The sequence below is a fragment of the Streptomyces sp. NPDC020983 genome, assembly GCF_044333485.1.
Classification (GTDB): Bacteria; Actinomycetota; Actinomycetes; order Streptomycetales; family Streptomycetaceae; genus Actinacidiphila.
Genome location: NZ_JBIRRA010000003.1, coordinates 579,106 through 601,870, shown reverse-complemented (window position 1 = coordinate 601,870; position 22,765 = coordinate 579,106). Strand labels below are relative to the sequence as shown.

The window sequence follows — 22,765 nt, the reverse complement described above, 5'->3', positions numbered from 1 at the left end:
ACCCGGCCCACCGTCCCGGTCCGGCCCGGGAACGCCCGGCCGCAGGCCGGGCGATGGGCCGCGCCACTGCCGGGAAAAGCAGAAGACCCCTGGTCAACAGGGGTCTCAGCTGGTGTCCGAGGGGGGACTTGAACCCCCACGCCCGATAAAGGGCACTAGCACCTCAAGCTAGCGCGTCTGCCATTCCGCCACCCGGACGGGTGTGACGTCACGGCCTCCCGGCCGTGGCGACGGGGTAAACCATAGCAAAGATCGAGGGGTGCCGATCACCGCCCTTTCCGGGGCGGGAGCGCTGGTCGGAGGCGGGTGCGCCTTGGGGGAGCGCGGGGTCGGGGGGCAGGATGGGGGAGGCGTCCGGCGCGAGCGGCGGACGCCTCCGCGACGGGTGAGGGCGACGAGGAGGAGGCATCGTGAGCGAGTCACGGCCGGGCGGTGCGGCAGCGGGCGCCGGGGGAGGGCGCGGCGAGGACGAGGTGGCCGCCCTGTGCAGCGACCTGATCCGGATCGACAGCAGCAACTACGGGGACCACTCCGGGCCCGGCGAGCGCGCCGCGGCCGAATACGTGGCCGAGAAGCTGGCGGAGGTCGGTCTCGAACCGCAGATCTTCGAGTCGCACCCGGGGCGCGCCTCGGTCGTGGCCCGCGTCGAGGGCGAGGACCGCTCGCGGCCCGGGCTGCTCATCCACGGGCACACCGACGTCGTCCCCGCCAACGCCGACGACTGGACCCACCACCCCTTCTCCGGTGAGATCGCCGACGGGTGCGTGTGGGGCCGCGGCGCGGTCGACATGAAGGACATGGACGCGATGACGCTGGCGGTCGTCCGCGACCGGCTGCGCAGCGGCCGCAAGCCGCCGCGCGACCTCGTCCTCGCCTTCCTGGCCGACGAGGAGGCCGGGGGCACGTACGGCGCGCGCTTCCTCGTCGACAGGCACCCGGACCTCTTCGAGGGCGTGAACGAGGCCATCGGCGAGGTCGGCGGCTTCTCCTTCACCGTCAACGACGACCTGCGGCTCTACCTCGTCGAGACCGCCGAGAAGGGCATGCACTGGATGCGGCTCACCGTGGACGGCACCGCCGGCCACGGCTCGATGACGAACAAGGACAACGCCATCACCGAGCTGTGCGAGGCCGTCGCGCGGCTCGGCCGGCACGAGTTCCCCGTGCGCGTGACCAAGTCCGTCCGCGGCTTCCTCGACGAGCTGTCCGACGCGCTCGGCACCGAGCTGGACCCCGAGGACATGGAGACGACGCTCGCCAGGCTCGGCGGTATCGCCAAGATGATCGGCACCACCCTGCGCAACAGCGCCGCGCCCACCATGCTCGGCGCCGGCTACAAGGTCAACGTCATCCCCGGCCAGGCCACCGCGCACGTCGACGGGCGCTTCCTGCCCGGCTACGAGGAGGAGTTCCTCGCCGACCTCGACCGCATCCTCGGCCCGCGCGTCAAGCGGGAGAGCCTGCACTCCGACAAGGCCGTCGAGACCGACTTCGACGGCGCCCTCGTGGACGCGATGCAGCGCGCGCTGGTCGCCGAGGACCCGGGCGCCCGTGCCGTCCCGTACATGCTCTCCGGGGGCACCGACGCGAAGTCCTTCGACGACCTGGGCATCCGCTGCTTCGGGTTCGCGCCGCTGCGGCTGCCGCCCGAGCTGGACTTCGCCGGGATGTTCCACGGTGTCGACGAGCGCGTGCCGGTGGACGGCCTGCGCTTCGGCGTCCGCGTGCTCGACCGCTTCATCGACCAGAGCTGAGGCGCGACCGGCCGCCCGCGCGCGGCCGGTGTCGAACACAGCTGAACGGTCGACCGGGTGTACCCGTACCGGTGGTTTCCTTAGCCGGTACGGGTGAAGGGCCCGGTCCATTCGTAGCTCTGTTCCTCCCGGTGTCGTTACGACGATGTGGTCCGCAGGCTGGGGCCGCACACGTCCACGAGGAGGAACGAGAATGATCAAGAAGGTCGTCGCGGCCGCGGCTGCCACCGGTGGTCTGGTGCTCGCGGGTGCGGGCATCGCCGCCGCCGACGCCGGCGCGCAGGGCGCCGCGGTGCAGTCCCCCGGCGTGGCCTCGGGCAACGTCGTCCAGATCCCCGTGCACATCCCCGTGAACGTGTGCGGCAACACGGTCGACGTGATCGGGCTGCTCAACCCCGCCTTCGGCAACGTCTGCGTCAACCAGTGACCCCGCGGCGGCCGCACCGACGCGGCCGCCTGCTCCCGACCGGCCCCGGGCGCGCACCCGCGCGCCCGGGGCCGGTCGGCATTTCCCCCGCCCTCATGGCGCACGCGCGCAGGGCCGGCGTGGTGCCGGCGCAGGGGCGAAGTAGAACGAGGAGAACAGCAATGCGACAGGTCGCGACCAAGGGCCTGCTCACCGTGATCGCCACCGGCGGCGTGCTCGCCGCCGCCGGCGGTTTCGCGTATGCCGACGCCGGCGCCGCCGGAGCGGCCACCGGCTCGCCCGGCGTGGTGTCGGGCAACGCGGTGCAGGTACCGGTGCACGTGCCGGTGAACCTGTGCGGCAACACGATCGACGTGATCGGGCTGCTCAACCCGGTGTTCGGCAACCACTGCGCCAACACCTCCACGCCCGCCGCCGGTCAGGGAGGCTCCGGCGCCACCGCCCGGGGCGGCGCCCACGGCTCGCCGGGCGTCGGCTCGGGCAACGCCGTGCAGGCCCCCGTCGACGTCCCCGTCAACCTGTGCGGGAACAGCGTGGACGTGGTGGGTCTGCTGAACCCGGCCTTCGGCAACGAATGCGCGAACGGCCCGGGCACGCCGGGCACGCCGGGGACCCCCGGCACCCCGGGTACGCCCACCACCCCGGGCACCCCCGGTACGCCCACCACCCCGGGCACCCCCGGTACGCCCACCACCCCGGGCACGCCCGGAACCCCCACCACCCCGGGAACTCCGACCACCCCCGCCACCCCGGTGACGCCGGCCACGCCGGTCACCCCGGCCACGCCCACGGGCGACACCCCCGCCCCGGCGCCCGCCGGTGCCACCCTCGCGCACACCGGCGCCGACGGCGTGGCCTTCAGCGCCTTCGCCGCCGGAGCCCTGATGCTCGGTGGGGCCGTGCTCTACCGCCGCGGCCGCCGCACCTCTCGCGGCTGAGAGAACGCGGACACGACGCGTACGCGTCCACACCCCGGCCGCGTACGCGAACGGGCGCCCGCGGGCGCCCCTTCCCTGCGGGCCGCACTCCTGCGGCCCGCGCCCGGGCCCTTCGCCGCGCCTGCCGGCCGTGGCTGTGGGGCCCGTCAGCCTGCCGCGTCCGCCGCGGCGCTCACCAGGTGGCCCGCAGCTGGCGGATGATGCGGCGCCGCAACCGGACGCGTCTGCTCCCGTCCGGGTACAGGCGCAGCCGATCCAGCTCCCAGTGGCCGTACTCGGCCTCGTCCGTCAACAGGCGCGTCGCGTCCTTGCGGGAGACCCCCCGCGGGACGTACATCTCTCTGAATTCGTATTCCGGCATCGCATCTATTGTGCAAGCAACGCCCTGGTGCGGATAGCGTCTGCTCCATGTCTGATGACGTGCAGCCCACGGCGGCCGAGGTCCGTGCCGCAGTCGAGGCGGTCAAGGCCGCGCTCGACCGGCATCTCGACGCGGTCGAGAAGCGCAGCGGCGAGGACGACCCCGCCGTTCACGAGGCGTTCGAGGCCCTGGCCTCGGCGGCCGAGTCGTATGACGAGTTGCTGTACGAGGTGTACGACGAGGTCACGCCGCTCGAAGTGCCCGGCGGCAACGCGATGGCCGACTACGAGGGTCCCGAGGAGCCCGAGGCGATCAGCGTGCTGATCCGCCGCGACTACCAGATCGTGGCGCCCGACCGGCTCTTCTCGCAGGCCAGACATGCGAGTGAGGACAACGACGGATCGGCCACGGCGTCGGTCGGCGCGGCGCTCGGTGTGGTCTTCGGGGAGTACGAGCCCGACGAGATCGCCCAGCGCCACAAGGACTTCGGCCTCGAGGAGGGCGACTCCGCGGTGTGGGTGTCCGCGGTGGAACCGGCTGAGCCCGGAGAGTGGCTCGAAGCGCCCTTCGACCAGGCGGATCCGCACATGGTCATCTGCCGCTTCGACATCAGCGCCTTCTACGACGACGAGCTGAGCGTCCTCGACCCGGACTGACCGGTGTGTCCGCGGGGCGCTGCCGCCCCGTGGACGCGTGGAGGACGTGCCGGGCCGCGCCGCCGCCCCCGGGCGCCCTGGTGGGCGGGCCCGGGCGGCCGGGGGCGCGTGCCGGGCGTCAGAGGCCCGCTGCCAGCTCGGCCAGGGCCGCCGGGAGGCGGGTCGTGCGGGGCGCGGCGGCGGGTCCCGCGACCGCGTCGGCCAGACGGCCCTCCGCGCCCTGGACCACCGAGAGGTGGCGCTCGCCGCGGCTGAAGGCGGTGTAGACCCAGGAACGGGTCAGCAGCGGTCCCGCGTCGCCGGGGATCACGACCACGGCGGCGGGCCAGCGCGACGCGGCCGCCTGGTGGCCGGTGACGGCCCAGCCGTGGCGTACGGACGCGGCCACGTCCGTACGGGGGACGACCACCGGGCCGTGCTCGCACTCCAGCCGCAGCCCCTCGGGCCCGGCGCCCGCCACCGTGCCCGGTTCCGCGCGGCCGGGCGCGGGCACGTACACGACGCGGTCGCCCGGGTCGAAGCCGCCGAAGCGGCCGGGGCCGGGATTCAGCCGTTCTTTGAGCGCGGCGTTGAGGGCACGCGTGCCGACGGGGCCGCCGTGGCCCGTGGTGATCACCTGGACCTGGGCCCCGGACACGCCGAAGGCGCGCGGCACCGAATCCGCGACCAGCTGGACCGTGCGGTGCACGGCCTCGCGCGGATCGTGCACCGGCACCACCACGACCTCCCTGCCCGGCGCGTCCACGGCGGCCAGCTCCCCGACGCCGACGCACGAGACCAGCTCGCCGATCGGCCCCGGGTCCGGCGTGCGGGACACCACGCGCGGGCAGGCGCGGGAGGCCAGCAGATCGGCGAAGACCCGGCCGGGCCCGGCCGACCACAGGCCGTTCGGGTCGCCGCTCAGCACCAGCCGGGCGCCGTCCGGCAGCGACTCCACGAGTGTCGCGGCCTCCTCGACGGACAGCTGCGGCGCGTCCAGCACCGCCAGCAGGTCCAGGTCGAGACTGCCGTCCGCGGCCCGGCCCGGGCCCTCGGCGCCCGACAGCAGTCCGTCGAGCGTCACGGCCGCGTCCTGACCGGTGTCCGCCGCGAGCCGGGCGCGCCCGCTGCCGGAGTACGCGGCCGCGTACGCGCGCAGGCCCGCGGCCCGCGCGGCGGCGACCAGCGCGGCGGGCTCGGCGCGCGCCGCCTCCCCGCCGCAGTGCACGACGAGGCCGCTGCCCGCCGCGGCGCGGATCAGCTCGGCGGCGGAGGGCGTCGGGGCCGCCGCCCCCGACCATGCCGCCCCGTCGTCCGCCAGGGAGCGCAGGAGCCGGACGAAGCCTTCCGCGAGCGCCTCCTCGGCCATCGCGTAGCGGTCGAGGGCGAGGAGCACCTCGGGCTCCTCCGCGCCTTCGTCCTCGTCCTCCTCGTCGCCGCCCTCGCGGAATTCCAGCAGCTGCCCTTCGGCGACCGCCGCGGCGACCGCGGCCTCCGGCTCCGGCAGCCCGTACCGCCCGAGGGCGGCGAGCAGCCCGGCGGGGGCCAGCGCGGTGTGGCCGTGCAGGGCGGCGTCCTCCAGCGCCCGGGTGACCAGCGCGCGGGCCCGCCGCTCGTCCCCGGGCCCGCAGGCGGCACCGAGCAGCGCGCGCGCGAAACCGTCCGCCTGCTCGACCCGCACGCCGCCGAGCCCCAGCAGCAGCCACGGATCGTCCCGCAGCTCCTGCGCCGCGCGCTCCCCGAGCACCCGTACGACGCCGCCCGCCAGCTCCGCGGGCGCGCCGCCCTCCACCAGCACCTCGGCGGCGGCCTCGACCGCGGCCGGATCGACCGCGGCCGCCCGCGGCACGGCCGGAGCGGCCGGTGCACCGCCGGGCCGCCCGGAGGCGGCGGAACCGCCGTGCTGCCCCGGGGCCCGGGACCCGGCAGAGCCGCCCGCCGCGGCCGCCCCCGGGGCCCCGGCCGAAGCGCCCGCCCCACCCGGTGCCTGCGGCGCGTGATCCCCGCTCCCGGGGGCGGCCGCGGCGCCTCCGGGGCGTCCGGAGCCGTCGGCCCCGCCGGGGGCCAGACCCTCCCGGCCGGCGGCAGCGGGCCCGGACGCGCCGTCCGCCCCCGGACCGCCCGGCCCGGCGGGGGTGCCCGTCCCGCCGTCCGCGGGTCCGGCGTCTTCCGGGTGGGCGTCCGCGTCCGCCGTGGTGCGGTCCACCACCGCGGGGGTGTCCGTCCCGCCGTCCGCGGGTCCGGCGTCTTCCGGGTGGGTGTCCGCGTCCGCCGGGGTCGTCCCGCTGTCCGCCGGTGCGTCGCCGTGGTCCTGCCCGCCCGCCGCCGGGGCGGAGCCGGCGGCACCGTCCGGGCCGGCGGCTCCGGCCGTCCCCGCCGCGTCCGCAGCGGCCCCCGCGCCCGCCGCAGGGGCCGGCTCGCCCGCGGCCTCGGCCGCTTCCGCCGCCTGCAGGGCCGCAGCCTCCGCCGCCATCGCCTCACGGCGTCTGCGGCGGGCCGCGGCGGCGTCGCCGCGCGGGGCGGGGGCGGCGGCGTTCTCGCCGCGCTCGATCGAGCGGATCGCCGCCGCGAGGTCGGCGAGGCCGGAGGGTTCGGCGGGGGGCATTGCGGCCTCCGTGGGAGGAGCGTGACGCGCGTTCAGAGCGTGCTCCAGTCGTGGTCCGGATAGCGGTGCAGCGGCGCCGACACGTCGTCGAGCGCCAGGTTGATCTCTTCCGGAAGGGTAAGCGCCTCCACTGACAGTGCCGCGGTGAGCTGCTGCGCGTTGCGCGCGCCGAGCAGCGGGGCGGCCACGCCGGGCCGGTCGCGTACCCATGCCAGGGCGACGTGCAGCGGCGAGACGGCCAGGCCGTCGGCCGCTATGGCCAGCGCGTCCACGATGAGCCGGGCGGTGTCGTCGAGGTAGGGGGCGACGAAGGCGGCGAGGTCCTCGTCGCCGCCGCGTGAGTCCTGCGGGACGCCCCCGCGGTATTTGCCGGTGAGCACGCCGCGCCCGAGCGGCGAGGAGGGCAGCAGCCCGACCCCGAGGTCCAGCGCGGCGGGCAGCACCTCGCGCTCGACGCCCCGCTGGAGCAGCGAGTATTCCATCTGGGTGCTGGCCAGCGGGGTGCGGCCGGGGCCCGCGAGCTGCCATGCGGCGGCCTTCGCGAGCTGCCAGCCGCAGAAGTTGGAGACCCCGACGTAGCGCGCCCGGCCGGAGCTGACGGCGATGTCGAGGGCCTGGAGCGTCTCCTCCAGCGGCGTGCCGGGGTCGTATGCGTGCACCTGCCACAGGTCGACGTAGTCGGTGCCGAGCCGCTGGAGCGAGGCGTCGAGGGCCGAGAGCAGGTGGCCGCGGGAGGTGTCGAAGCGGCGGTCGGGGTCGGGCACGCTGCCCGCCTTGGTCGCGACGACCAGGTCGGAGCGCGGCACCAGGTCCTCCATGAGCCGCCCGAGCAGGTACTCGGCCCCGCCGTCCGCGTAGACGTCGGCGGTGTCGACGAGCGAACCCCCGGCGTCCCAGAACGCCTTGAGCTGGTCGGCGGCGTCGCGTTCGCCGGTGGTGCGGCCCCAGGTGAGCGTGCCGAGCCCGAGCCGGGAGACGCGCAGACCCGTGCGGCCGAGGTGCCTTTGCTCCATGGGCGCTGAGATTACTGCCCGCACCGCCCGAATGGGCGGCAGTGACGTACCTGACAGGTCGCGTGGCGGCGGGGCACGCTACAGTCCGGTGGAGCACAGACGTTACCGGCCAGTACGAAGGTCGGCGGCACATCGATCGGTACGACACCGACCAGCTCAAGGGAGAGCCATGAAGCTCGGGATCAACCTCGGCTACTGGGGTGCCGGCATGGACGCGGACAACCTCGCCGTCGCCCAGGAGGCCGACCGGCTCGGCTACTCCGTGTGCTGGGCCGCCGAGGCCTACGGCTCCGACGCGCCGACGGTGCTGTCCTGGGTGGCGGCGCAGACCGGGCGGATCGACGTCGGCTCGGCCATCTTCCAGATCCCGGCCCGTACCCCGGCGATGACGGCGATGACCGCCGCGACCCTGGACTCGCTGTCCGGCGGCCGCTTCCGCCTGGGCCTGGGGGTGTCGGGCCCGCAGGTCTCCGAGGGCTGGTACGGCGTCAAGTTCGACAAACCGCTGTCGCGGACCCGCGAATACGTCGAGATCGTCCGCAAGGCCATGGCCCGCGAGCGGCTGTCGTACGAGGGCGAGCACTGGACGCTGCCGCTGCCCGGCGGCCCCGGCAAGCCCATCAAGCTGACCGTGCACCCGCAGCGCGAGCACATCCCGCTCTACGTCGCGGCGATCGGCCCGAAGAACCTGGAGCAGACGGGCGAGATCGCCGACGGCGCCCTGCTGATCTTCGCCTCCGCCGCGCACCTGGAGGAGACCGCGCTGCGTCACCTCCGGGCCGGCCGCGCCAGGGCCGGGCTGACGCTCGACGGCTTCGACGTGTGCCCGACGCTGCCGCTCGCGGTCGGTGACGACGTCGCCGCGCTGGCCGACCTCTTCCGCCCCTACACCGCGCTCTACGTCGGCGGCATGGGCAGCCGCAAGCAGAACTTCTACAACCAGCTCGCCCGGCGCATGGGCTACGAGCGCGAGGCGGCCGAGATCCAGGACCTGTACCTGGCCGGCGACAAGGAGGGTGCGGCGGCCGCCGTGCCGCGGCAGCTGATCGACTCCACGTGCCTGCTCGGCCCCGTCGAGCGGATCGCCGACGGCATGCGGGCGTACGCCGAGGCGGGCGTCACGACGCTGACGCTGGCCCCCGCCGGTTTCACCCTGGAGGAGAGGGTCGCCGGGCTGCGGGCGGGCGTCGAGGCCCTGGAGCGCGCCGGACTGGCGTGACGCCGGGCCGCCGCGGCGCCCCGTGAACGCCGTCGGCCGGCCGCTCAGCCGGGGACGAGCCGGCCGAGCAGCCGGCCGAAGTCGATCAGCCGGGCTATCTGGCCCGGGCCCCCGTCGTCGAGCGACTTGCTGAAGCGGAAGGCCTCGGGCCGGAACCTGGCCGAGGCCACCGGCAGCGCCGCCTCCGGGTCGGCCGCGACCGCGCTCAGCTCGTGCGGCATCGCGGTGGCCAGTACCAGGTAGACCCCGCGGTCCACCCGTCGCCCGAGGCTGTCGCGGCCGACCAGGGTGCGCATCCCGACGTGCCCGATCGCCTCCAGCGGCAGCACCTGCACCGACGAGTCCAGGACCGTACCGCCCGGCGCGGAGGCGTCGGCCAGCTCCTCGCTGTGCCACAGGATGAGCCGCCGCCCGTCGCACACCGCGGCCTCCTGCCACACCGACGCCCCCGCCTCGGTCAGGTCCACCACCCGCTCCAGCGTGAAGCCGCGCACCCGGCGGCGGCCGAGCACCCCCGTGATGGCGTCCAGGGCGACGTCCGCGTGCAGGAAATAGACCCCCGCGGCGTCCTCCAGCCGGCCGTACGGCGACCAGTCGGTGCCGGCCGTGTGGCTCCCGCCGGGAGCCGGGCGGCTCCTCGTCGCCTTGCTGAACATCTCCACCCGCTTTGCGATACCGGCTCCCGGGGCCCCTCGACCCCTGGTGCACCTTACCGACGGGGCGGGACTCCCGGGCCTGTCCCGGAGCGAGCGGATCCGGCGAATCCCGCGGAAGGCGCGCCGAAACCCCGCGGCCGTGGTGGGGGCTCGGGGGGGATCATCCCCGCCACGGCCGTCGCCCAGCACAACGGACGCCACCGGAAAGGGTTACGGTGGCGGACATGCCTACCGCGATCCTCGTCCGGCACGGCCGGTCCACCGCCAACACCCAGGGCGTGCTGGCCGGCTGGACCCCGGGCGTCGCCCTCGACGAGACCGGGCGGGCGCAGGCCACCGCGCTCGCCGCCCGGCTGGCCGCGCTCCCGCTGGCCGCCGTGGTGTGCAGCCCGCTGCAGCGCTGCCAGGAGACCGTGCGCCCGCTGCTGGAGACCCGCACCGGGCTGCAGCTGCACACCGACGAGCGGGTCGGCGAGTGCCACTACGGCGACTGGACCGGCCGCAAGCTCGCCGAGCTGGCCGACCAGCCCCTGTGGACGACCGTCCAGCGGCACCCGTCGGCCGCGGCCTTCCCCGGCCCCGGCGGCGAGTCGCTGCGGGCCATGCAGGCCCGCGCGGTGGACGCCGTCCGCGACTGGAACGCGCGGATCGAGGACGAGCACGGTCCGGACGCGCTGTACGTGGTGTGCTCGCACGGCGACGTCATCAAGGCGCTGGCCGCCGACGCGCTCGGCATGCACCTCGACCTCTTCCAGCGGATCACCACCGAGCCGTGCTCGGTGACCGCCGTCCGCTACACCCCGCACCGCCCCTTCCTGCTGCGCCTGGGTGACACCGGCGACCTGGGCGCCCTGGCGCCGCCGCCCGCGCCGCCCGGCGGCAACACCGCCGACGCGGTGGTCGGCGGGTCCACGGGCGCCCCGTGATCAGCTTCCGCAGTAGGGTGGGGGCGGATGCGTGTTCGCGGTGAGCCCCACCGTGTGCGGCGCCCGCGCCGCGCGCCGCCGCCTCCCCGCGGCACCGCCGCACCGCGTCGGAGCCATCCAGCGTCACCGCCACACAGCCCCACAGCCGAGCAAACGGAGCAGGACGTGCCCCGCCAGGTCTTCTTCTACGAGCACCCGGACCGTTTCGTGGCCGGTACGGTCGGCCAGCCGGGTCAGCGTACGTTCTTCCTGCAAGCCACGGCCAAGGGCAGGACCACCAGCGTGGCCCTGGAGAAGACCCAGGTGGCCGCGCTCGCCGAGCGCATCGACGAGCTGCTGGACGAGGTCGTGCGGCGCAGCGGCGGCAACGCCCCGGTACCGGCGGTCGCGCCGACCGAGCTGTCCGACACCGCGCCGCTGGACGTGCCGGTCGAGGAGGAGTTCCGGGTCGGCACCATGGCCCTGGCCTGGGACGGCGCGCACGACCGCATGGTCATCGAGGCGCAGGCGCTGGTCGAGCTGAGCGGCGAGGACGAGGAGGACCTGGAGGCGGCCGAGGAGCAGATGCTCCAGGACGAGGAGAACGGCCCGCCGCTGCTGCGGGTGCTGCTCACCGGCGCCCAGGCCCGCTCCTTCGCCAAACGCGCCCTGGACGTGGTGTCCGCGGGCCGCCCGCCGTGCCCGCTGTGCAGCCTGCCCCTGGATCCGGAAGGACACGTATGCCCGCGTCAGAACGGGTACCGGAGGTCGGCCTGAGCGCCGCCGCCGCGGCGCTGACCCTGCTGTCCGAGGGCGAGCTGACCGTGCGCGGCCAGGTCCGCGACGCGTCGAACGCGGTGCTGTACTGCGAGGTCGCCCACCAGGGCGGGACGGCCGCGTGCGTCTACAAGCCGGTCGCGGGGGAGCGCCCGCTGTGGGACTTCCCCGACGGCACGCTCGCCCAGCGCGAGGTGGCCGCCTTCCTGGTCTCCGAGGCGACCGGCTGGGGCCTGGTGCCGCCCACCGTGCTGCGCGAGGGCCCGTACGGCGAGGGCATGGTGCAGCTGTGGATCGAGTCCGCAGAACAGGGTGAGGAGACCGCGCTGCTGGCCCTCACCGAGGACACCGAGCCGGCGCCGGGCTGGAAGGCCGTGGTCGAGGCCGAGGTGGGCGAGGGCCGCACCGCGCTGCTGGTGCACGCCGACGACGACCGGCTGCGCCGCCTCGCGGTGCTGGACGCGGTGATCAACAACGCCGACCGCAAGGGCGGCCACCTGCTGCCCGGCCCGGACGGCCGGCTCTACGGCATCGACCACGGGGTCACCTTCCACGCCGAGGACAAGCTGCGCACGCTGCTGTGGGGCTGGGCGGGCGAGCCGCTGCCCGAGGAGGCCGTGACGGTCCTGGACGGGCTCACGCGGGCGCTGGACGGCGAGCTGGGCGTACGGCTGGGCGCACTCGTCACGGAGGCGGAGATCCACGCCCTGCGGGCGAGGGTCGCGCGGTTGCTGGAGACCGGGATCCACCCCCTGCCGGGGGGCGGCTGGCCCTCCATACCCTGGCCCCCGGTCTGACGCGCACGGCGGACCGCGCGGCCGTGACCGATGGGGCGAGCGGGCCGCGCGGTGACCGAAACCGCTGCCCGCCCAGGTAAACGTGCTGCTCCCGCTCGTTCCGCCCGCGGGCGGAAGGTTAATCTCATTTCATGCATGCCTGGCCCGCTTCCGACGTCCCTGCCCTCCCGGGCACTGGACGCGCACTCCGTCTCCACGACTCCGCGACCGGTGGCCTGGTGGCCGTCGATCCCGGACCGGTCGCCCGCCTCTACGTCTGCGGCATCACGCCGTACGACGCCACGCACATGGGGCACGCGGCCACCTACAACGCGTTCGACCTCGTCCAGCGCGTGTGGCTCGACACGAAGCACCAGGTCCAGTACGTGCAGAACGTCACGGACGTCGACGATCCGCTGCTGGAGCGCGCCGACGCCACCGGCGACGACTGGACGGCACTCGCCGAGCGCGAGACCGCACTCTTCCGCGAGGACATGACCGCGCTGCGGATGCTGCCGCCGGCGCACTACATCGGGGCCGTCGAGTCCATCCCGCGCATCGTGCCGCTCATCGAGCGGCTGCGCGAGGCCGGCGCGGCCTACGAACTGGACGGCGACACCTACTTCTCGGTCGACTGCGACCCGCACTTCGGTTCCGTCTCCGGCTTCGACGCCACCGTCATGCGGGCGCTGTCCGCCGAACGCGGCGGCGACCCGGAGCGCCCCGGCAAGAAGAACCCGCTCGACCCCATGCTGTGGATGGCCGCCCGCCCGGGCGAGCCCAGCTGGGACGGCGCGTCGCTCGGGGCCGGGCGCCCCGGCTGGCACATCGAGTGCGTGGCCATCGCCCTGGACCACCTCGGCATGGGCTTCGACGTCCAGGGCGGCGGCTCCGACCTGGTCTTCCCGCACCACGAGATGGGCGCGTCGCACGCCCAGGTGCTCACCGGCGAGTACCCCTACGCCAAGGCGTACGTGCACGCCGGGATGGTCGCGCTGAACGGCGAGAAGATGTCGAAGTCCAAGGGCAACCTGGTCTTCGTCTCCGCGCTGCGGCGGGCGGGCGTCGACCCGGTCGCCATCCGGCTGGCGCTGCTCGCCCACCACTACCGGTCCGACTGGGAGTGGACGGACGCCGTCCTGGAGGGCGCACAGGAGCGGCTGGGCCGCTGGCGTGCCGCGGTGTCGCGGCCCGACGGGCCGTCCGCCGAGGCGCTCGTGGACGAGATCCGCGCGGCGCTCGCCGACGACCTGGACGCGCCGGCCGCGCTGGCCGCCGTCGACGCGTGGGCCGCGCGGCAGCAGGAGGCGGGCGGCACGGACACCGGGGCGCCGGGCCTGGTCTCGCGCGCGGTGGACGCGCTGCTCGGGGTGGCGCTCTGACGCCGGGGCGCACCGCGCCCCGGCCCCACGGGGGGCCCTGACACGGTGAGGGAGGGGCGGCCACCGCGCACCGGCGGTGGCCGCCCCTCCTTCCCCTGCTCCGGGGTCCCCCCCGATCCCCCCCGGCTCGGACGCCCCCCCGCGCCCGGGTCTGTTACGTGCAGTTCCCCGCGGCGGCCGCACCGCCGAGGTCGGCCGCGTGCCCGGGCAGTTCCCGGGCCGCCAGCAGGTTCAGCTCCGCGACCTTCAGCCCCAGCGCGAAGCGGCCGGAGACGCCGAGACTGTCCATCATGTGGCATATCCGCCGCTGAATGGTCCGGTGACCGCGCGAGAGTTTTCTCCCGATGGTGGCGTCGGAAAGCCCTTCGCGCATGAGTGCCAGAATGCGGAAATCCACGTCGTCCATACGCTCGCTGATTACCACGATCCCCCCCCGGGGAAAGTATGCCAACGGATGAATCTTATGCTAACCGGCGACAGTTCCCCCGCGCAACTGACGTTCCGGTGAACGGGCGTGACCGCACCGGGCACGGGATCCGTCCGTGCCGGGCGGGGTGCCGCAGCCGGCACCGCCAGACTGGCAGGTGCCGGGCGTGCGCGCCTTGACGTGACGTGCCCGGCACTTGACGGTCCGTCGCAAGCGGGCGGCCGGCGCCCTACTCCCCGTCCTCCCCGGTGCCGTCGCCGGAGTCGTCCGTGTCGCCGTCACCGGAGTCGGCGGCGTGCCCTTCGCCGTTCCGCGGCTCCTCCGGACGCTGCTGCCGTCCGAGGTCGCGGAATTGCGGGACGCCGTCCCCGCCTTCGCTCGCGTAATCGCCGGGCTGCGGATCGCGGCGCCTCAGATAACGCTCGAATTCCCGCGCGATCGCCTCACCGGACGCCTCCGGCAATTCCGCGGTGTCGCGGGCCTCCTCCAATGTCTGCACATATTCGGCGACCTCGCTGTCCTCGGCGGCCAGCTGGTCGACGCCGACCTGCCAGGCCCGCGCGTCCTCCGGCAGCTCGCCCTGCGGGATGCGCAGGTCCAGCAGGTCCTCCAGGCGGTTGAGCAGTGCGAGGGTGGCTTTGGGGTTGGGCGGCTGGGAGACGTAGTGCGGCACCGCGGCCCACAGGCTGACGGCGGGCACCCCTGCGTGCGCGCAGGCCTCCTGGAGGATGCCGACGATGCCGGTGGGGCCCTCGTAGCGGGACTCCTCCAGGTCCAGGGCGGTGGCCAGGTCCGGGTCCGAGGTGACCCCGGTGACGGGGACCGGGCGGGTGTGCGGGGTGTCGCCGAGCAGCGCGCCCAGCACCACGACCATCTCCACGCCCAGTTCGTGCGCGAAGCCCAGCAGCTCGTTGCAGAACGACCGCCAGCGCATGCTGGGCTCGATGCCGCGGATGAGGACCAGGTCGCGCGGCTTGGGGGACTGGATCCTGGCCACCGACAGCCGGGTGGTGGGCCAGGTGATCCGCCGCGCGCCGTCCTCCATCCACACGGTGGGGCGGTTGACCTGGAAGTCGTAGTAGTCCTCGGCGTCCAGCGCGGCGAAGACCTCGCCCTTGAACTCCCGGTCCAGATGGGCCACCGCGGTGGAGGCTGCGTCCCCTGCGTCGTTCCAGCCCTCGAACGCCGCCACCATGACCGGATCGATCAGCTCGGGTACTCCCTCAAGCTCGATCACCCGGCGCCTCCTTCCGGCCGGCGGGGCCGTGCGGCCCCGATCCGGCGCTGCTCTCACTTGCTCGTCACGTGCGTCCCCAGCCTACGTGCCCGGGCCCGCGCGGACCGCTGTCCCGTCGCTGCCCGGGGCGTTACCGCCGACGGCGGCCGCGGGCCCCCGGCGGCTGCCGGAAGGCGCCGATGCGCCGCCGGCGCCCGCTCCGGAGACATCCGATCTGTTACCCACAACTTCCCCCGGCCCTCTGGACGGGCCCGCAGGACTCCCGCTATACATCGGATCACCAGGAAAAGATCCGATGTCTCGCGACGGGAGTGGGCATGAGTCCGACCATCACCGGGGTCGACGTGTACGACATCCGCTTTCCGACCTCGGAACAGCTGGACGGCTCGGACGCCATGAACCCCGACCCCGACTACTCCGCCGCCTACGTCGTGCTCCGCACCGACGCGCCCGGCGGCCTCGCGGGATACGGCCTGTGCTTCACCATCGGCCGCGGCAACGACGTCGTCGCCGCCGCGATCGGCACGCTGCGACCGTACGTCGTCGGCCGCCCGGTGGACAGTGTCACGGGCGACCTCGGCGCCTTCTACCGGCTGCTCACGCAGGACTCGCAACTGCGCTGGCTCGGCCCCGAGAAGGGCGTGATGCACATGGCCGCCGGGGCGGTGGTCAACGCCGCCTGGGACCTCGCCGCACGCGCGGCCGGAAAACCGGTCTGGGCGCTACTGGCCTCCATGAGCCCCGACCAGCTCGCCGACCTCGTCGACTTCCGCTACCTCAGCGACGCGCTGACCCGCGACGAGGCGCTGGACATCCTGCGCCGCGCCGAACCGGGCCGCGCCGCACGCGCGGAACTGCTGCGGGCGCAGGGCTACCCGGCCTACACCACCGAGCCCGGCTGGCTCGGCTACTCCGACGAGAAGCTCACCCGGCTGGCGAAGGAGGCGGTCGCCGCCGGTTACGGCCAGATCAAGCTCAAGGTCGGTGCCGACCTGGAGGACGACCTGCGCCGGATGCGGCTGGCCCGCGCCGCCGTCGGCCCCGGCATCCGCATCGCGGTGGACGCCAACCAGCGCTGGGACGTCGCCGAGGCCGTGGCGTGGATGGAGGCCCTCGCGCCGTACGACCCGTACTGGATCGAGGAGCCCACGAGCCCCGACGACGTGCTCGCGCACGCCGCCGTGCGCGCCCGGCAGCCCGTTCCGGTCGCCACCGGCGAGCACGTGGCCAACCGTGTGGTGTTCAAGCAGCTGCTCCAGGCCGGCGCGGTGGACTTCGTCCAGATCGACGCGGCGCGCGTCGCAGGCGTCAACGAGAACCTGGCGATCCTCCTGCTGGCCGCCAAGTTCGGCGTCCCGGTCTGCCCGCACGCCGGCGGGGTGGGCCTGTGCGAGCTGGTCCAGCACCTGGCGATGTTCGACTACGTCGCCGTCTCCGGCAGCCTCGAAGGCCGCGTCATCGAGTACGTTCCGCACCTGCACGAGCACTTCACGGACCCCGCCGTCGTCGAGAACGGCCGCTACGTCGCCCCCGGCGCGCCCGGCTTCTCGGCCCGCATGGTCCCGGAAACGCTCACCGACTACCGCTACCCCGACGGGCCCGTGTGGCAGGAGCGCGCCCGGCGAAAGGAGTTCACCCGATGACCGACGCCACCACCCCCGCCCCCCTGAAGGACTTCGCCGGCCTGGGCGCGCTGGTCACCGGCGGCGCGTCCGGCATCGGAGCGGCCACCGCCGCCCTGCTCACCGCCCGCGGCGCCCGCGTGGCCGTGCTGGACCGCGATCCCTCCGGTGCCCCCGCGGGCTGCCTCCCGGTCGCCGCGGACGTGACCGACGACGCCGCCGTGCGCGCCGCCGTCGCGGAGGCGGCGCGCGAACTGGGCGGCCTGCACGTCCTGGTGAGCAACGCCGGGATCGGCGCCGTCGGCACCGTCGAGGACAACGCCGACGACGAGTGGTCGCGGGTGCTGGACGTCAACGTCCTCGGCATGGTCCGCACCGCCCGTGCCGCGCTCCCGCACCTGCGCCGGGCCGCCGCCGAACGCCCCGGCTGCGCCTCCGTCACCCACACCTGCTCCATCGCCGCCACCGCGGGGCTGCCGCAGCGCGCCCTGTACAGCGCGAGCAAGGGCGCGGTCCTCTCGCTGACCCTGGCGATGGCGGCCGACCACGTACGTGAGGGCATACGCGTCAACTGCGTCAATCCCGGGACCGCCGACACCCCGTGGGTCGGCCGGCTGCTCGACCAGGCCGGCGACCCCGCCGCCGAGCGGGCCGCTCTCGACGCCCGCCAGCCGATGGGCCGGCTGGTGACGGCCGACGAGGTCGCCGCCGCCATCGTCTACCTGGCGAGCCCCGCGGCCGCCGGTGTCACCGGCACCGCGCTCGCCGTGGACGGCGGCATGCAGGGCCTCCGTGTGCGCCCCGCCTGACTCGCGTACCACCCCGGGGCCGCCCGCGCGGCCGGCGCCCGCGCCGACCGCGTCACATGGACCGTGCCGGCCCCCGGCGGCCGCGACGGGTCGTCGGCCCGCACGCGGTCGTGAACGTCACCGCCCCCGGCGGAGTGCCGCCGCTGCGGGGCAGGTTCCTCTACGGTGCCATCATCGTCGTCGCCCGGACCATCTCCCGCTTCGCCGGCGGCGAGAAGCAGGACCGGCACCCCGCCCCCGTCCCCTCCCGTCTCCCGGCGCCCAGCCGGCCGGACCCAGCAGAAGGACACCACGTATGCCCCTCCCGGCACTGCCCCGGCTCGGCCTCGGCTGCGCGCCGCTGGCCAACCTCTACCGCGCCGTCACCGACGAGGAGGCGGCGGCCACCGTCTCCGCCGCCTTCGACGCGGGCCGGCCCGTCACCTACTTCGACACCGCCCCGCACTACGGCCTCGGCCGCTCCGAGGAACGGCTCGGCCGGGCGCTCGCCGGCCGGGACCGCGCCTCGTACGTGCTGTCCACCAAGGTCGGGCGGCGGCTGCGGGACCTGGCGCCGGGCGAGCAGCCCGACGGCCAGGGCTTCACCGACGTCCCGCCCCGCGCCAGGGTGTGGGACTTCACCGCGGACGGCATCCGCGCCACGCTGGAGGGCTCGCTGGAGCGGCTCGGTGTGGACGCCGTCGACATCGTCTACCTGCACGACGTCGAGGACCACCTCCCGGAGGTCTACGACAGCGGCTTCCCCGCCCTCGCGGAACTCCGCGACCAGGGCGTGGTCAAGGCCATCGGCTTCGGCATGAACCTCAGCGGCGTGCTCGCCCGCCTCGTCGCCGACCTCGACGTCGACGTGGTGCTGTGCGCGGGCCGCTGGACCCTGCTGGAGCGCACCGCCTACGACGACCTGCTGCCGGTGTGCGAACGCCGCGGCACCAAGGTCGTCGTCGGCGGCGTCTACAACTCCGGGCTGCTCGCCGACCCCGGGCCCGGGGCCCGCTACGACTACGCGGCCGCGCCGCAGCCGCTCATCGACCGGGCGCTCGCCATGGCCCGGGTCTGCGGCGACTTCGGCGTCCCGCTGCGGGCCGCCGCGCTCCGCTACCCCTTCGCGCACCCGAGCGTCGTCTCCGCGGTCGTCGGCGCCGCGAGCGCGGAGGAGGTCCACGACAACGAGGCCATGTTCGGCCACGACATCCCCGACGCGATGTGGCACGCGCTCGTCGCCGAGGGGCTGCTCGACGCGGACGTGCCGCTGCCGCTCACGGCCGCCGCGGGCGGGTGACGATGCCGGGGCCGGCCGGGACGCGGCGGATCGACGCCCACCACCACCTGTGGGACCTCGGCCGGCGCCCGCAACCGTGGATGAGCGGGCCCGGACTGGACCGCATAGCCCGCACCTTCGACTTCGCCGAGCTGGAACCGCTGCTCGACGAGCACGGTGTGGACGCGACCGTGGTCGTGCAGTCCAGCTCCTCACCGGACGAGACCCGCGAGCTGCTGGAGACCGCCGCGGGTTCCGGCGGGCGCGTCGCCGGCGTCGTCGGCTGGGCCGACCTCACGGACCCGGCGCTGCCCGACGCCCTGGCCTCCCTGACCGGGCCGCTGGTCGGCGTACGGCACCAGGTCCAGGACGAGGCCGACCCCTGGTGGCTGGCCCGCGCGGACGTCCGCCGGGGCCTCGCGAGCGTGGCCGCGGCCGGGCTCGTGTACGACCTGCTCGTCACACCGCGCGAGCTGCCCGCGGCCCTCGGCGCCGCGGCCGCGCTGCCCGGGCTGCGCTTCGTCCTCGACCACGCGGGCAAGCCGCCCATCGCCTCCGGCGGGTGGGAGCAGTGGGCACCCCAGGTGACGGCGCTCGCCGCGCTGCCCAACGTGGTGTGCAAGCTCTCGGGGCTGGTGACCGAGGCGGACCGGTCCGGCTGGGAGCCGGCCGGCCTGCTGCCGTACGCGCGGCACGTGCTGGACGTCTTCGGCCCCGGCCGGGTGATGTTCGGTTCCGACTGGCCGGTCTGCACGCTGGCCGCGTCCTACGGCGACGTGCTCTCGCTCGCGGCCGAGGCGGCCTCCGGGCTCTCGGCGGCGGAGTCCGGTGCGGTCTTCGGCGGTACGGCCGCCGCGGTGTACGGGCTGGGGTGAGGCCCCGGGCGCCACCCGAGGCGGCCTTCCCGGGCTTCCCGCCCGGTGGCGGGTTGCTCGCCCGGTACCCCGCGCCCCTGGAGAACGCTCACCCCGCGCGGCAGGAGCTCCCGCCGGCCGCGCGGGGGACGGACAAGCGGGGCGGGGGGCTCACAGGGTCGAGCGGAGCCACTGCTCGACGGAGGCGATGTGGACCGTCGCCCAGCTGCGTGCGGCCTCCGCGTCGCGGTCGCGGAGTGCCGCGAGGATCGCGCGGTGCTCCAGGAGCGTGCGCGACACCGCGTCCTCCTGGGTGAGGCCGCGCCAGACGCGGGCGCGGGTCGTGGGGCCGGACAGCCCGTCCAGCAGGGAGCAGAGGACGGAGTTGCCGGACGCGGCGACGATCCCGCGGTGGAATTCCAGGTCGGAGGCGACGAGTTCCTCCACCGACGGCTGGTCGCCCAGCGCGTCGAGCTTGCCCTGGAGGGCGTCCAGCTCGTCCTCGGGGATGCTCGACGCCGCCATCGCGGTGGCCGCCGGCTCCAGGATGCGGCGGACCGCCAGGAATTCGAGCACCGTGTCGTCGCGGTGGAAGTCCACCACAAAGCTCAGCGCCTCCAGCAGTAGCTGCGGGTCGAGGCTCGTGACGTAGGTGCCGTCGCCTTGGCGGACGTCGAGGATGCGGATGAGGGACAGCGCCCGTACGGCCTCGCGCAGCGAGTTGCGGGAAAGGCCCAGCTCGGCGGCGAGTTCGCTCTCCTTGGGGAGCCGGTCGCCGGGCCGCAGCGCCCCGGAGACGATCATCTCCTTGATCTTCTCGATCGCCTCGTCGGTGACCGCCATCCCGCGCCTCCCCGTGTACCCGGTCCGCAGCGCCGCCAGACCTCCGATGTATGCCCTCATTATGTGCCCGTACGGCCGGAACGCCTAACGGAACCGGGGATTCACGCCCGGGCGTAGCGGCCCGGTGTGGTCCCCACCGCCGCGGCGAAGTCCCGCGTGAGGTGGGCCTGGTCGGCGTAGCCGAGGTCGGCGGCGAGCGCGGCCCAGTCGAGGCCGGTGCCGGCGTCCGCGCGGGCGGCGGCCTCGTGCAGCCGGGCCCGGCGCAGCACCCACTTGGGCGAGGCCCCGACGTAGTCGGCGAAGAGCCGCTGGAGGCGCCGCACGGGCACGTCCAGCTCGCGGGCCAGCGCGTCGACCCGGAAGAGCTGCGGGCTCGCGGTGATCCGCTCGACGAGGGCGGTGACCTCGGCGATGCGCGGGTCGGGCGGCCCGTCGGGGAGCCGCCCGAGCAGGAAGCGGTCGGCGAGCGCGGCCATCTCCGCGAGGCCGTCGAGCGCGAGGATCCGCCGCCCGGTCGCCTCGGCGCCGGCCCCGAAGACGGAGGCGGCGGGCACGGCGCGGTCGGCGAGCGCGGCCGCGGGCCCGGCCGAGAAGGCGCGGAGGGCGCCGGGCCGGAACTTGACGCCGAGCACCTGCCCCCTGCCGGCCAGCCGCCGTACGTAGACCTCCCGCTGCACCCCGTAGACGAGCGGCCCCGCGGGCTCGAAGACCAGGTGGACGTTGGGGTGGGCGAGCACCTTCTGGTCGTAGGGCTCGCGGCCGCGCAGATCCCAGCGCGGGTTCCAGTAGAAGTCCACCAGGGCGGCCAGCTCCGGCGCGGGCGGGTGCGTCCGCACCTGGAGGAAGTCCGCGGCCGCCTCCGGCCGCAGCACCCCGCGGCGGAAGCCGTGGCTGCTCATGGGCCCAGCCTATGCGCTGTCGCGTTTTTTCAAGACCGGCCGCGGAGGCCTCCGTAGCGTCGGGGGCATGACCTTCCCAGCAGACCTCGCCGACGCCGCACGTGCGGCGGCCCGCGTCACCGCGTCCGTCACCCCCGGCCGGCTCGCCGGGCCCACCCCCTGCGCCGGCTTCGACACCCGCACCCTGGTCAACCACCTCGTGGCGTACACCGGCATCGGCATGGAGCTGCGTGCCCGGCGCGAGCCGCACCCCGAGGGCCTGGCCACCCGCGACTTCACCGCCGAACCGGACTGGCAGGCCGCCTACGCGGCGCAGCTGGAGCGTTCGGTGGCGGCGTGGTCCGAGCCGGCCGCCTGGGAGGGCGAGGTCAACGGCATGCCCGCCGAGGCCGTGGCGGGCATGCTCCTGCTCGAACTGTGCCTGCACGGCTGGGACCTGGCCCGCGCCACCGGCCAGGAGTTCCAGGTCGCCGACGGCACCGCGGAGCGGGTGCTCGCCGGGGTGCGCGAGAACGCGCAGCTGTACCGCGACTTCAAGGGCTTCGGGGAGCCGGCCGAGGTCCCCGCGGGCGCGGGGCCGCTGACCGCCGCTGTCGCTCTGTCGGGCCGCGACCCCTACTGGGCCGGGTGATCCAGGACCGCCTCATCTCCCGCGTGCGCGGGCTCTGCCGCGCCGACGGGACGATCCGCGCCTCGCTCGTGCACGGGTCCTTCGCCGCGGGGGAGGGGGACGAGCGCAGCGGCGTCGAGTTCTGGCCCTTCTTCGACCCCGCCGCCCGGGCCGCCCTCGACCCGGCCGCGTGGTGCGCGCGCGTCGCGCCGGTGAACCTGGTGCTGCGCCACGAGTCCGGCACGCACGTGGCCTTCTTCGAGGGCCTGGTGCGCGGCGAGTTCCACTTCGCCCCGACCGGCGACATCGCCTCGGTCGGCGACGGGCCGGCCCGCGGCGCCGCGGTCGGGGCGATGGCGGTGACCGACCGGGACGGCGCGCTCACCCTCCGTCCTGGCCGCGCTGCCCGGGCGCCCGGCGGTCCCCGGTGACCCGGCCGGGATCGCCGACCTGCGCGGGCGCTTCGCGAACTGGCCGGTGCCCGCCGCGCACGAGAGCGCGCGCGGCGAGCGGCTGCGCGCGCAGGACGCGCACGCGCACGCCGCCCGCCACCTGCTGTGGATGGCCCGGCCCGCCGGGGGCCGCACCGCCCACCGGCTGACCCCGTCGCGCGCCGCGGAGACCGGGCTGCCCGCCCGTGCGGTCGCGGCCGTCGCCGCCGGGACGCCCGCGGTCCTGTGACACGAGGGCCGCGGGCACTGGCGGACCCTGCTGGGCCGCACCGGCGGCGAGGTGCCCGCGGCGCTCTTCGCGGAGCG

At 75.3% G+C, this 22,765-nt stretch carries 24 protein-coding genes and 1 tRNA gene; 16 read left to right on the top strand and 9 right to left on the bottom strand.

Annotation, left to right across the window (positions count from 1 at the left end):
- Window positions 1-110: 110 nt before the first annotated feature.
- A tRNA-Leu gene (locus ACH4SE_RS08965) sits at window positions 111-198 on the bottom strand.
- A gap of 212 nt (window positions 199-410) precedes the next feature.
- Here ACH4SE_RS08965 and ACH4SE_RS08960 point away from each other — a divergent pair.
- The 3 genes from ACH4SE_RS08960 (at window position 411) to ACH4SE_RS08950 (ending at window position 3,119) form a co-directional block, all read left to right on the top strand.
- Window positions 411-1,754 carry a M20/M25/M40 family metallo-hydrolase gene (locus ACH4SE_RS08960; protein WP_398542622.1) on the top strand — a complete coding sequence of 448 codons (1,344 nt, stop codon included), beginning with the start codon at window positions 411-413 and terminating at the stop codon, window positions 1,752-1,754.
- Between the two features lie 193 nt (window positions 1,755-1,947).
- Window positions 1,948-2,181: a chaplin gene (locus ACH4SE_RS08955; RefSeq protein WP_398542621.1), complete on the top strand. Its 234-nt coding sequence runs from the start codon at window positions 1,948-1,950 to the stop codon at window positions 2,179-2,181.
- 161 nt (window positions 2,182-2,342) lie between these two features.
- A complete protein-coding gene (locus ACH4SE_RS08950) occupies window positions 2,343-3,119 on the top strand; it encodes a chaplin (protein ID WP_398542620.1) in 777 nt (258 codons plus the stop codon).
- Between the two features lie 172 nt (window positions 3,120-3,291).
- Here the strand turns inward: ACH4SE_RS08950 and ACH4SE_RS08945 are convergent, their stop codons facing one another.
- Complete coding sequence (locus ACH4SE_RS08945) at window positions 3,292-3,480, bottom strand: DUF5703 family protein (protein WP_031515032.1); 189 nt, start codon at window positions 3,478-3,480, stop codon at window positions 3,292-3,294.
- A 47-nt stretch (window positions 3,481-3,527) separates the two neighbouring features.
- Between ACH4SE_RS08945 and ACH4SE_RS08940 the strand changes: the two genes are divergently transcribed.
- On the top strand, window positions 3,528-4,136 hold the full coding sequence (locus tag ACH4SE_RS08940; RefSeq protein ID WP_398542619.1) for a hypothetical protein: 609 nt from the start codon (window positions 3,528-3,530) through the stop codon (window positions 4,134-4,136).
- A 118-nt stretch (window positions 4,137-4,254) separates the two neighbouring features.
- Here the strand turns inward: ACH4SE_RS08940 and ACH4SE_RS08935 are convergent, their stop codons facing one another.
- Together ACH4SE_RS08935 and ACH4SE_RS08930 are read right to left on the bottom strand one after the other, a co-directional pair.
- Window positions 4,255-6,720 carry a helix-hairpin-helix domain-containing protein gene (locus tag ACH4SE_RS08935; protein ID WP_398542618.1) on the bottom strand — a complete coding sequence of 822 codons (2,466 nt, stop codon included), beginning with the start codon at window positions 6,718-6,720 and terminating at the stop codon, window positions 4,255-4,257.
- A 32-nt stretch (window positions 6,721-6,752) separates the two neighbouring features.
- Complete coding sequence (locus ACH4SE_RS08930) at window positions 6,753-7,733, bottom strand: aldo/keto reductase (RefSeq protein ID WP_398542617.1); 981 nt, start codon at window positions 7,731-7,733, stop codon at window positions 6,753-6,755.
- Window positions 7,734-7,902: 169 nt separating this feature from the next.
- Here ACH4SE_RS08930 and ACH4SE_RS08925 point away from each other — a divergent pair, with 169 nt between their 5' ends.
- Window positions 7,903-8,952, top strand: coding sequence for an LLM class F420-dependent oxidoreductase (locus ACH4SE_RS08925; RefSeq protein WP_398542616.1), 1,050 nt, complete (start codon window positions 7,903-7,905; stop codon window positions 8,950-8,952).
- Window positions 8,953-8,996: 44 nt separating this feature from the next.
- Here the strand turns inward: ACH4SE_RS08925 and ACH4SE_RS08920 are convergent, their stop codons facing one another.
- Window positions 8,997-9,608, bottom strand: a complete 612-nt coding sequence (locus ACH4SE_RS08920) for a hypothetical protein (RefSeq protein WP_398542689.1) — start codon at window positions 9,606-9,608, stop codon at window positions 8,997-8,999.
- Between the two features lie 224 nt (window positions 9,609-9,832).
- Between ACH4SE_RS08920 and ACH4SE_RS08915 the strand changes: the two genes are divergently transcribed.
- From ACH4SE_RS08915 to mshC, 4 genes are all read left to right on the top strand, one after another.
- The gene (locus ACH4SE_RS08915; protein WP_398542615.1) at window positions 9,833-10,534 is read left to right on the top strand and encodes a histidine phosphatase family protein; all 702 of its coding nucleotides are present in this window, start codon (window positions 9,833-9,835) and stop codon (window positions 10,532-10,534) included.
- A 165-nt stretch (window positions 10,535-10,699) separates the two neighbouring features.
- Complete coding sequence (locus tag ACH4SE_RS08910; RefSeq protein ID WP_031515046.1) at window positions 10,700-11,290, top strand: DUF3090 domain-containing protein; 591 nt, start codon at window positions 10,700-10,702, stop codon at window positions 11,288-11,290.
- The gene (locus ACH4SE_RS08905) at window positions 11,254-12,087 is read left to right on the top strand and encodes an SCO1664 family protein (RefSeq protein WP_398542614.1); all 834 of its coding nucleotides are present in this window, start codon (window positions 11,254-11,256) and stop codon (window positions 12,085-12,087) included. The genes ACH4SE_RS08910 and ACH4SE_RS08905 overlap by 37 nt, the downstream gene beginning before the upstream one ends.
- Window positions 12,088-12,218: 131 nt before the next feature.
- Entirely contained in the window at window positions 12,219-13,448 is a 1,230-nt protein-coding gene (gene mshC / locus ACH4SE_RS08900) for a cysteine--1-D-myo-inosityl 2-amino-2-deoxy-alpha-D-glucopyranoside ligase (protein ID WP_398542613.1), read from the top strand.
- Between the two features lie 154 nt (window positions 13,449-13,602).
- On the opposite strand, the gene ACH4SE_RS08895 is transcribed toward mshC, so the two are convergent.
- Together ACH4SE_RS08895 and ACH4SE_RS08890 are read right to left on the bottom strand one after the other, a co-directional pair.
- On the bottom strand, window positions 13,603-13,854 hold the full coding sequence (locus ACH4SE_RS08895) for a DNA-binding response regulator (RefSeq protein WP_398542612.1): 252 nt from the start codon (window positions 13,852-13,854) through the stop codon (window positions 13,603-13,605).
- Between the two features lie 250 nt (window positions 13,855-14,104).
- On the bottom strand, window positions 14,105-15,112 hold the full coding sequence (locus tag ACH4SE_RS08890; RefSeq protein WP_398542611.1) for a PAC2 family protein: 1,008 nt from the start codon (window positions 15,110-15,112) through the stop codon (window positions 14,105-14,107).
- A 317-nt stretch (window positions 15,113-15,429) separates the two neighbouring features.
- Between ACH4SE_RS08890 and ACH4SE_RS08885 the strand changes: the two genes are divergently transcribed.
- From ACH4SE_RS08885 to ACH4SE_RS08870, 4 genes are all read left to right on the top strand, one after another.
- The gene (locus ACH4SE_RS08885; RefSeq protein WP_398542610.1) at window positions 15,430-16,755 is read left to right on the top strand and encodes an enolase C-terminal domain-like protein; all 1,326 of its coding nucleotides are present in this window, start codon (window positions 15,430-15,432) and stop codon (window positions 16,753-16,755) included.
- Window positions 16,752-17,543 carry an SDR family NAD(P)-dependent oxidoreductase gene (locus ACH4SE_RS08880; RefSeq protein WP_398542609.1) on the top strand — a complete coding sequence of 264 codons (792 nt, stop codon included), beginning with the start codon at window positions 16,752-16,754 and terminating at the stop codon, window positions 17,541-17,543. The genes ACH4SE_RS08885 and ACH4SE_RS08880 overlap by 4 nt, the downstream gene beginning before the upstream one ends.
- 295 nt (window positions 17,544-17,838) lie before the next feature.
- On the top strand, window positions 17,839-18,822 hold the full coding sequence (locus ACH4SE_RS08875) for an aldo/keto reductase (protein ID WP_398542608.1): 984 nt from the start codon (window positions 17,839-17,841) through the stop codon (window positions 18,820-18,822).
- 2 nt (window positions 18,823-18,824) lie between these two features.
- Window positions 18,825-19,676, top strand: coding sequence for an amidohydrolase family protein (locus ACH4SE_RS08870; protein WP_398542607.1), 852 nt, complete (start codon window positions 18,825-18,827; stop codon window positions 19,674-19,676).
- Between the two features lie 150 nt (window positions 19,677-19,826).
- Here the strand turns inward: ACH4SE_RS08870 and ACH4SE_RS08865 are convergent, their stop codons facing one another.
- Both ACH4SE_RS08865 and ACH4SE_RS08860 read right to left on the bottom strand, forming a co-directional pair.
- Window positions 19,827-20,498, bottom strand: a complete 672-nt coding sequence (locus ACH4SE_RS08865; RefSeq protein WP_398542606.1) for a FadR/GntR family transcriptional regulator — start codon at window positions 20,496-20,498, stop codon at window positions 19,827-19,829.
- Window positions 20,499-20,599: 101 nt separating this feature from the next.
- A complete protein-coding gene (locus tag ACH4SE_RS08860; protein ID WP_398542605.1) occupies window positions 20,600-21,397 on the bottom strand; it encodes a DUF6597 domain-containing transcriptional factor in 798 nt (265 codons plus the stop codon).
- Window positions 21,398-21,464: 67 nt separating this feature from the next.
- Between ACH4SE_RS08860 and ACH4SE_RS08855 the strand changes: the two genes are divergently transcribed.
- Genes ACH4SE_RS08855 through ACH4SE_RS08845 form a run of 3 tightly spaced genes read left to right on the top strand, consistent with a single transcriptional unit; the run spans window position 21,465 to window position 22,688 of the window.
- Window positions 21,465-22,028, top strand: coding sequence for a TIGR03086 family metal-binding protein (locus tag ACH4SE_RS08855; protein WP_398542604.1), 564 nt, complete (start codon window positions 21,465-21,467; stop codon window positions 22,026-22,028).
- Complete coding sequence (locus ACH4SE_RS08850; protein WP_398542603.1) at window positions 22,025-22,438, top strand: hypothetical protein; 414 nt, start codon at window positions 22,025-22,027, stop codon at window positions 22,436-22,438. Before ACH4SE_RS08855 ends, ACH4SE_RS08850 begins: the two co-directional genes overlap by 4 nt.
- Window positions 22,439-22,484: 46 nt before the next feature.
- Entirely contained in the window at window positions 22,485-22,688 is a 204-nt protein-coding gene (locus ACH4SE_RS08845; protein ID WP_398542602.1) for a hypothetical protein, read from the top strand.
- Window positions 22,689-22,765: the final 77 nt, after the last annotated feature.

Coding starts and splice junctions, on each gene's coding strand:
- ACH4SE_RS08895 (WP_398542612.1), bottom strand. CDS start 13,854: ATGGACGACGTGGATTTCCGCATTCTGGCACTCATGCGCGAAGGGCTT.
- ACH4SE_RS08935 (WP_398542618.1), bottom strand. CDS start 6,720: ATGCCCCCCGCCGAACCCTCCGGCCTCGCCGACCTCGCGGCGGCGATC.
- ACH4SE_RS08920 (WP_398542689.1), bottom strand. CDS start 9,608: ATGTTCAGCAAGGCGACGAGGAGCCGCCCGGCTCCCGGCGGGAGCCAC.
- ACH4SE_RS08950 (WP_398542620.1), top strand. CDS start 2,343: ATGCGACAGGTCGCGACCAAGGGCCTGCTCACCGTGATCGCCACCGGC.
- ACH4SE_RS08925 (WP_398542616.1), top strand. CDS start 7,903: ATGAAGCTCGGGATCAACCTCGGCTACTGGGGTGCCGGCATGGACGCG.
- ACH4SE_RS08875 (WP_398542608.1), top strand. CDS start 17,839: ATGCCCCTCCCGGCACTGCCCCGGCTCGGCCTCGGCTGCGCGCCGCTG.
- ACH4SE_RS08885 (WP_398542610.1), top strand. CDS start 15,430: ATGAGTCCGACCATCACCGGGGTCGACGTGTACGACATCCGCTTTCCG.
- ACH4SE_RS08870 (WP_398542607.1), top strand. CDS start 18,825: ATGCCGGGGCCGGCCGGGACGCGGCGGATCGACGCCCACCACCACCTG.
- ACH4SE_RS08860 (WP_398542605.1), bottom strand. CDS start 21,397: ATGAGCAGCCACGGCTTCCGCCGCGGGGTGCTGCGGCCGGAGGCGGCC.
- ACH4SE_RS08855 (WP_398542604.1), top strand. CDS start 21,465: ATGACCTTCCCAGCAGACCTCGCCGACGCCGCACGTGCGGCGGCCCGC.
- ACH4SE_RS08905 (WP_398542614.1), top strand. CDS start 11,254: ATGCCCGCGTCAGAACGGGTACCGGAGGTCGGCCTGAGCGCCGCCGCC.
- ACH4SE_RS08880 (WP_398542609.1), top strand. CDS start 16,752: ATGACCGACGCCACCACCCCCGCCCCCCTGAAGGACTTCGCCGGCCTG.
- ACH4SE_RS08930 (WP_398542617.1), bottom strand. CDS start 7,733: ATGGAGCAAAGGCACCTCGGCCGCACGGGTCTGCGCGTCTCCCGGCTC.
- ACH4SE_RS08945 (WP_031515032.1), bottom strand. CDS start 3,480: ATGCCGGAATACGAATTCAGAGAGATGTACGTCCCGCGGGGGGTCTCC.
- ACH4SE_RS08915 (WP_398542615.1), top strand. CDS start 9,833: ATGCCTACCGCGATCCTCGTCCGGCACGGCCGGTCCACCGCCAACACC.
- ACH4SE_RS08865 (WP_398542606.1), bottom strand. CDS start 20,498: ATGGCGGTCACCGACGAGGCGATCGAGAAGATCAAGGAGATGATCGTC.
- ACH4SE_RS08940 (WP_398542619.1), top strand. CDS start 3,528: ATGTCTGATGACGTGCAGCCCACGGCGGCCGAGGTCCGTGCCGCAGTC.
- ACH4SE_RS08955 (WP_398542621.1), top strand. CDS start 1,948: ATGATCAAGAAGGTCGTCGCGGCCGCGGCTGCCACCGGTGGTCTGGTG.
- mshC (WP_398542613.1), top strand. CDS start 12,219: ATGCATGCCTGGCCCGCTTCCGACGTCCCTGCCCTCCCGGGCACTGGA.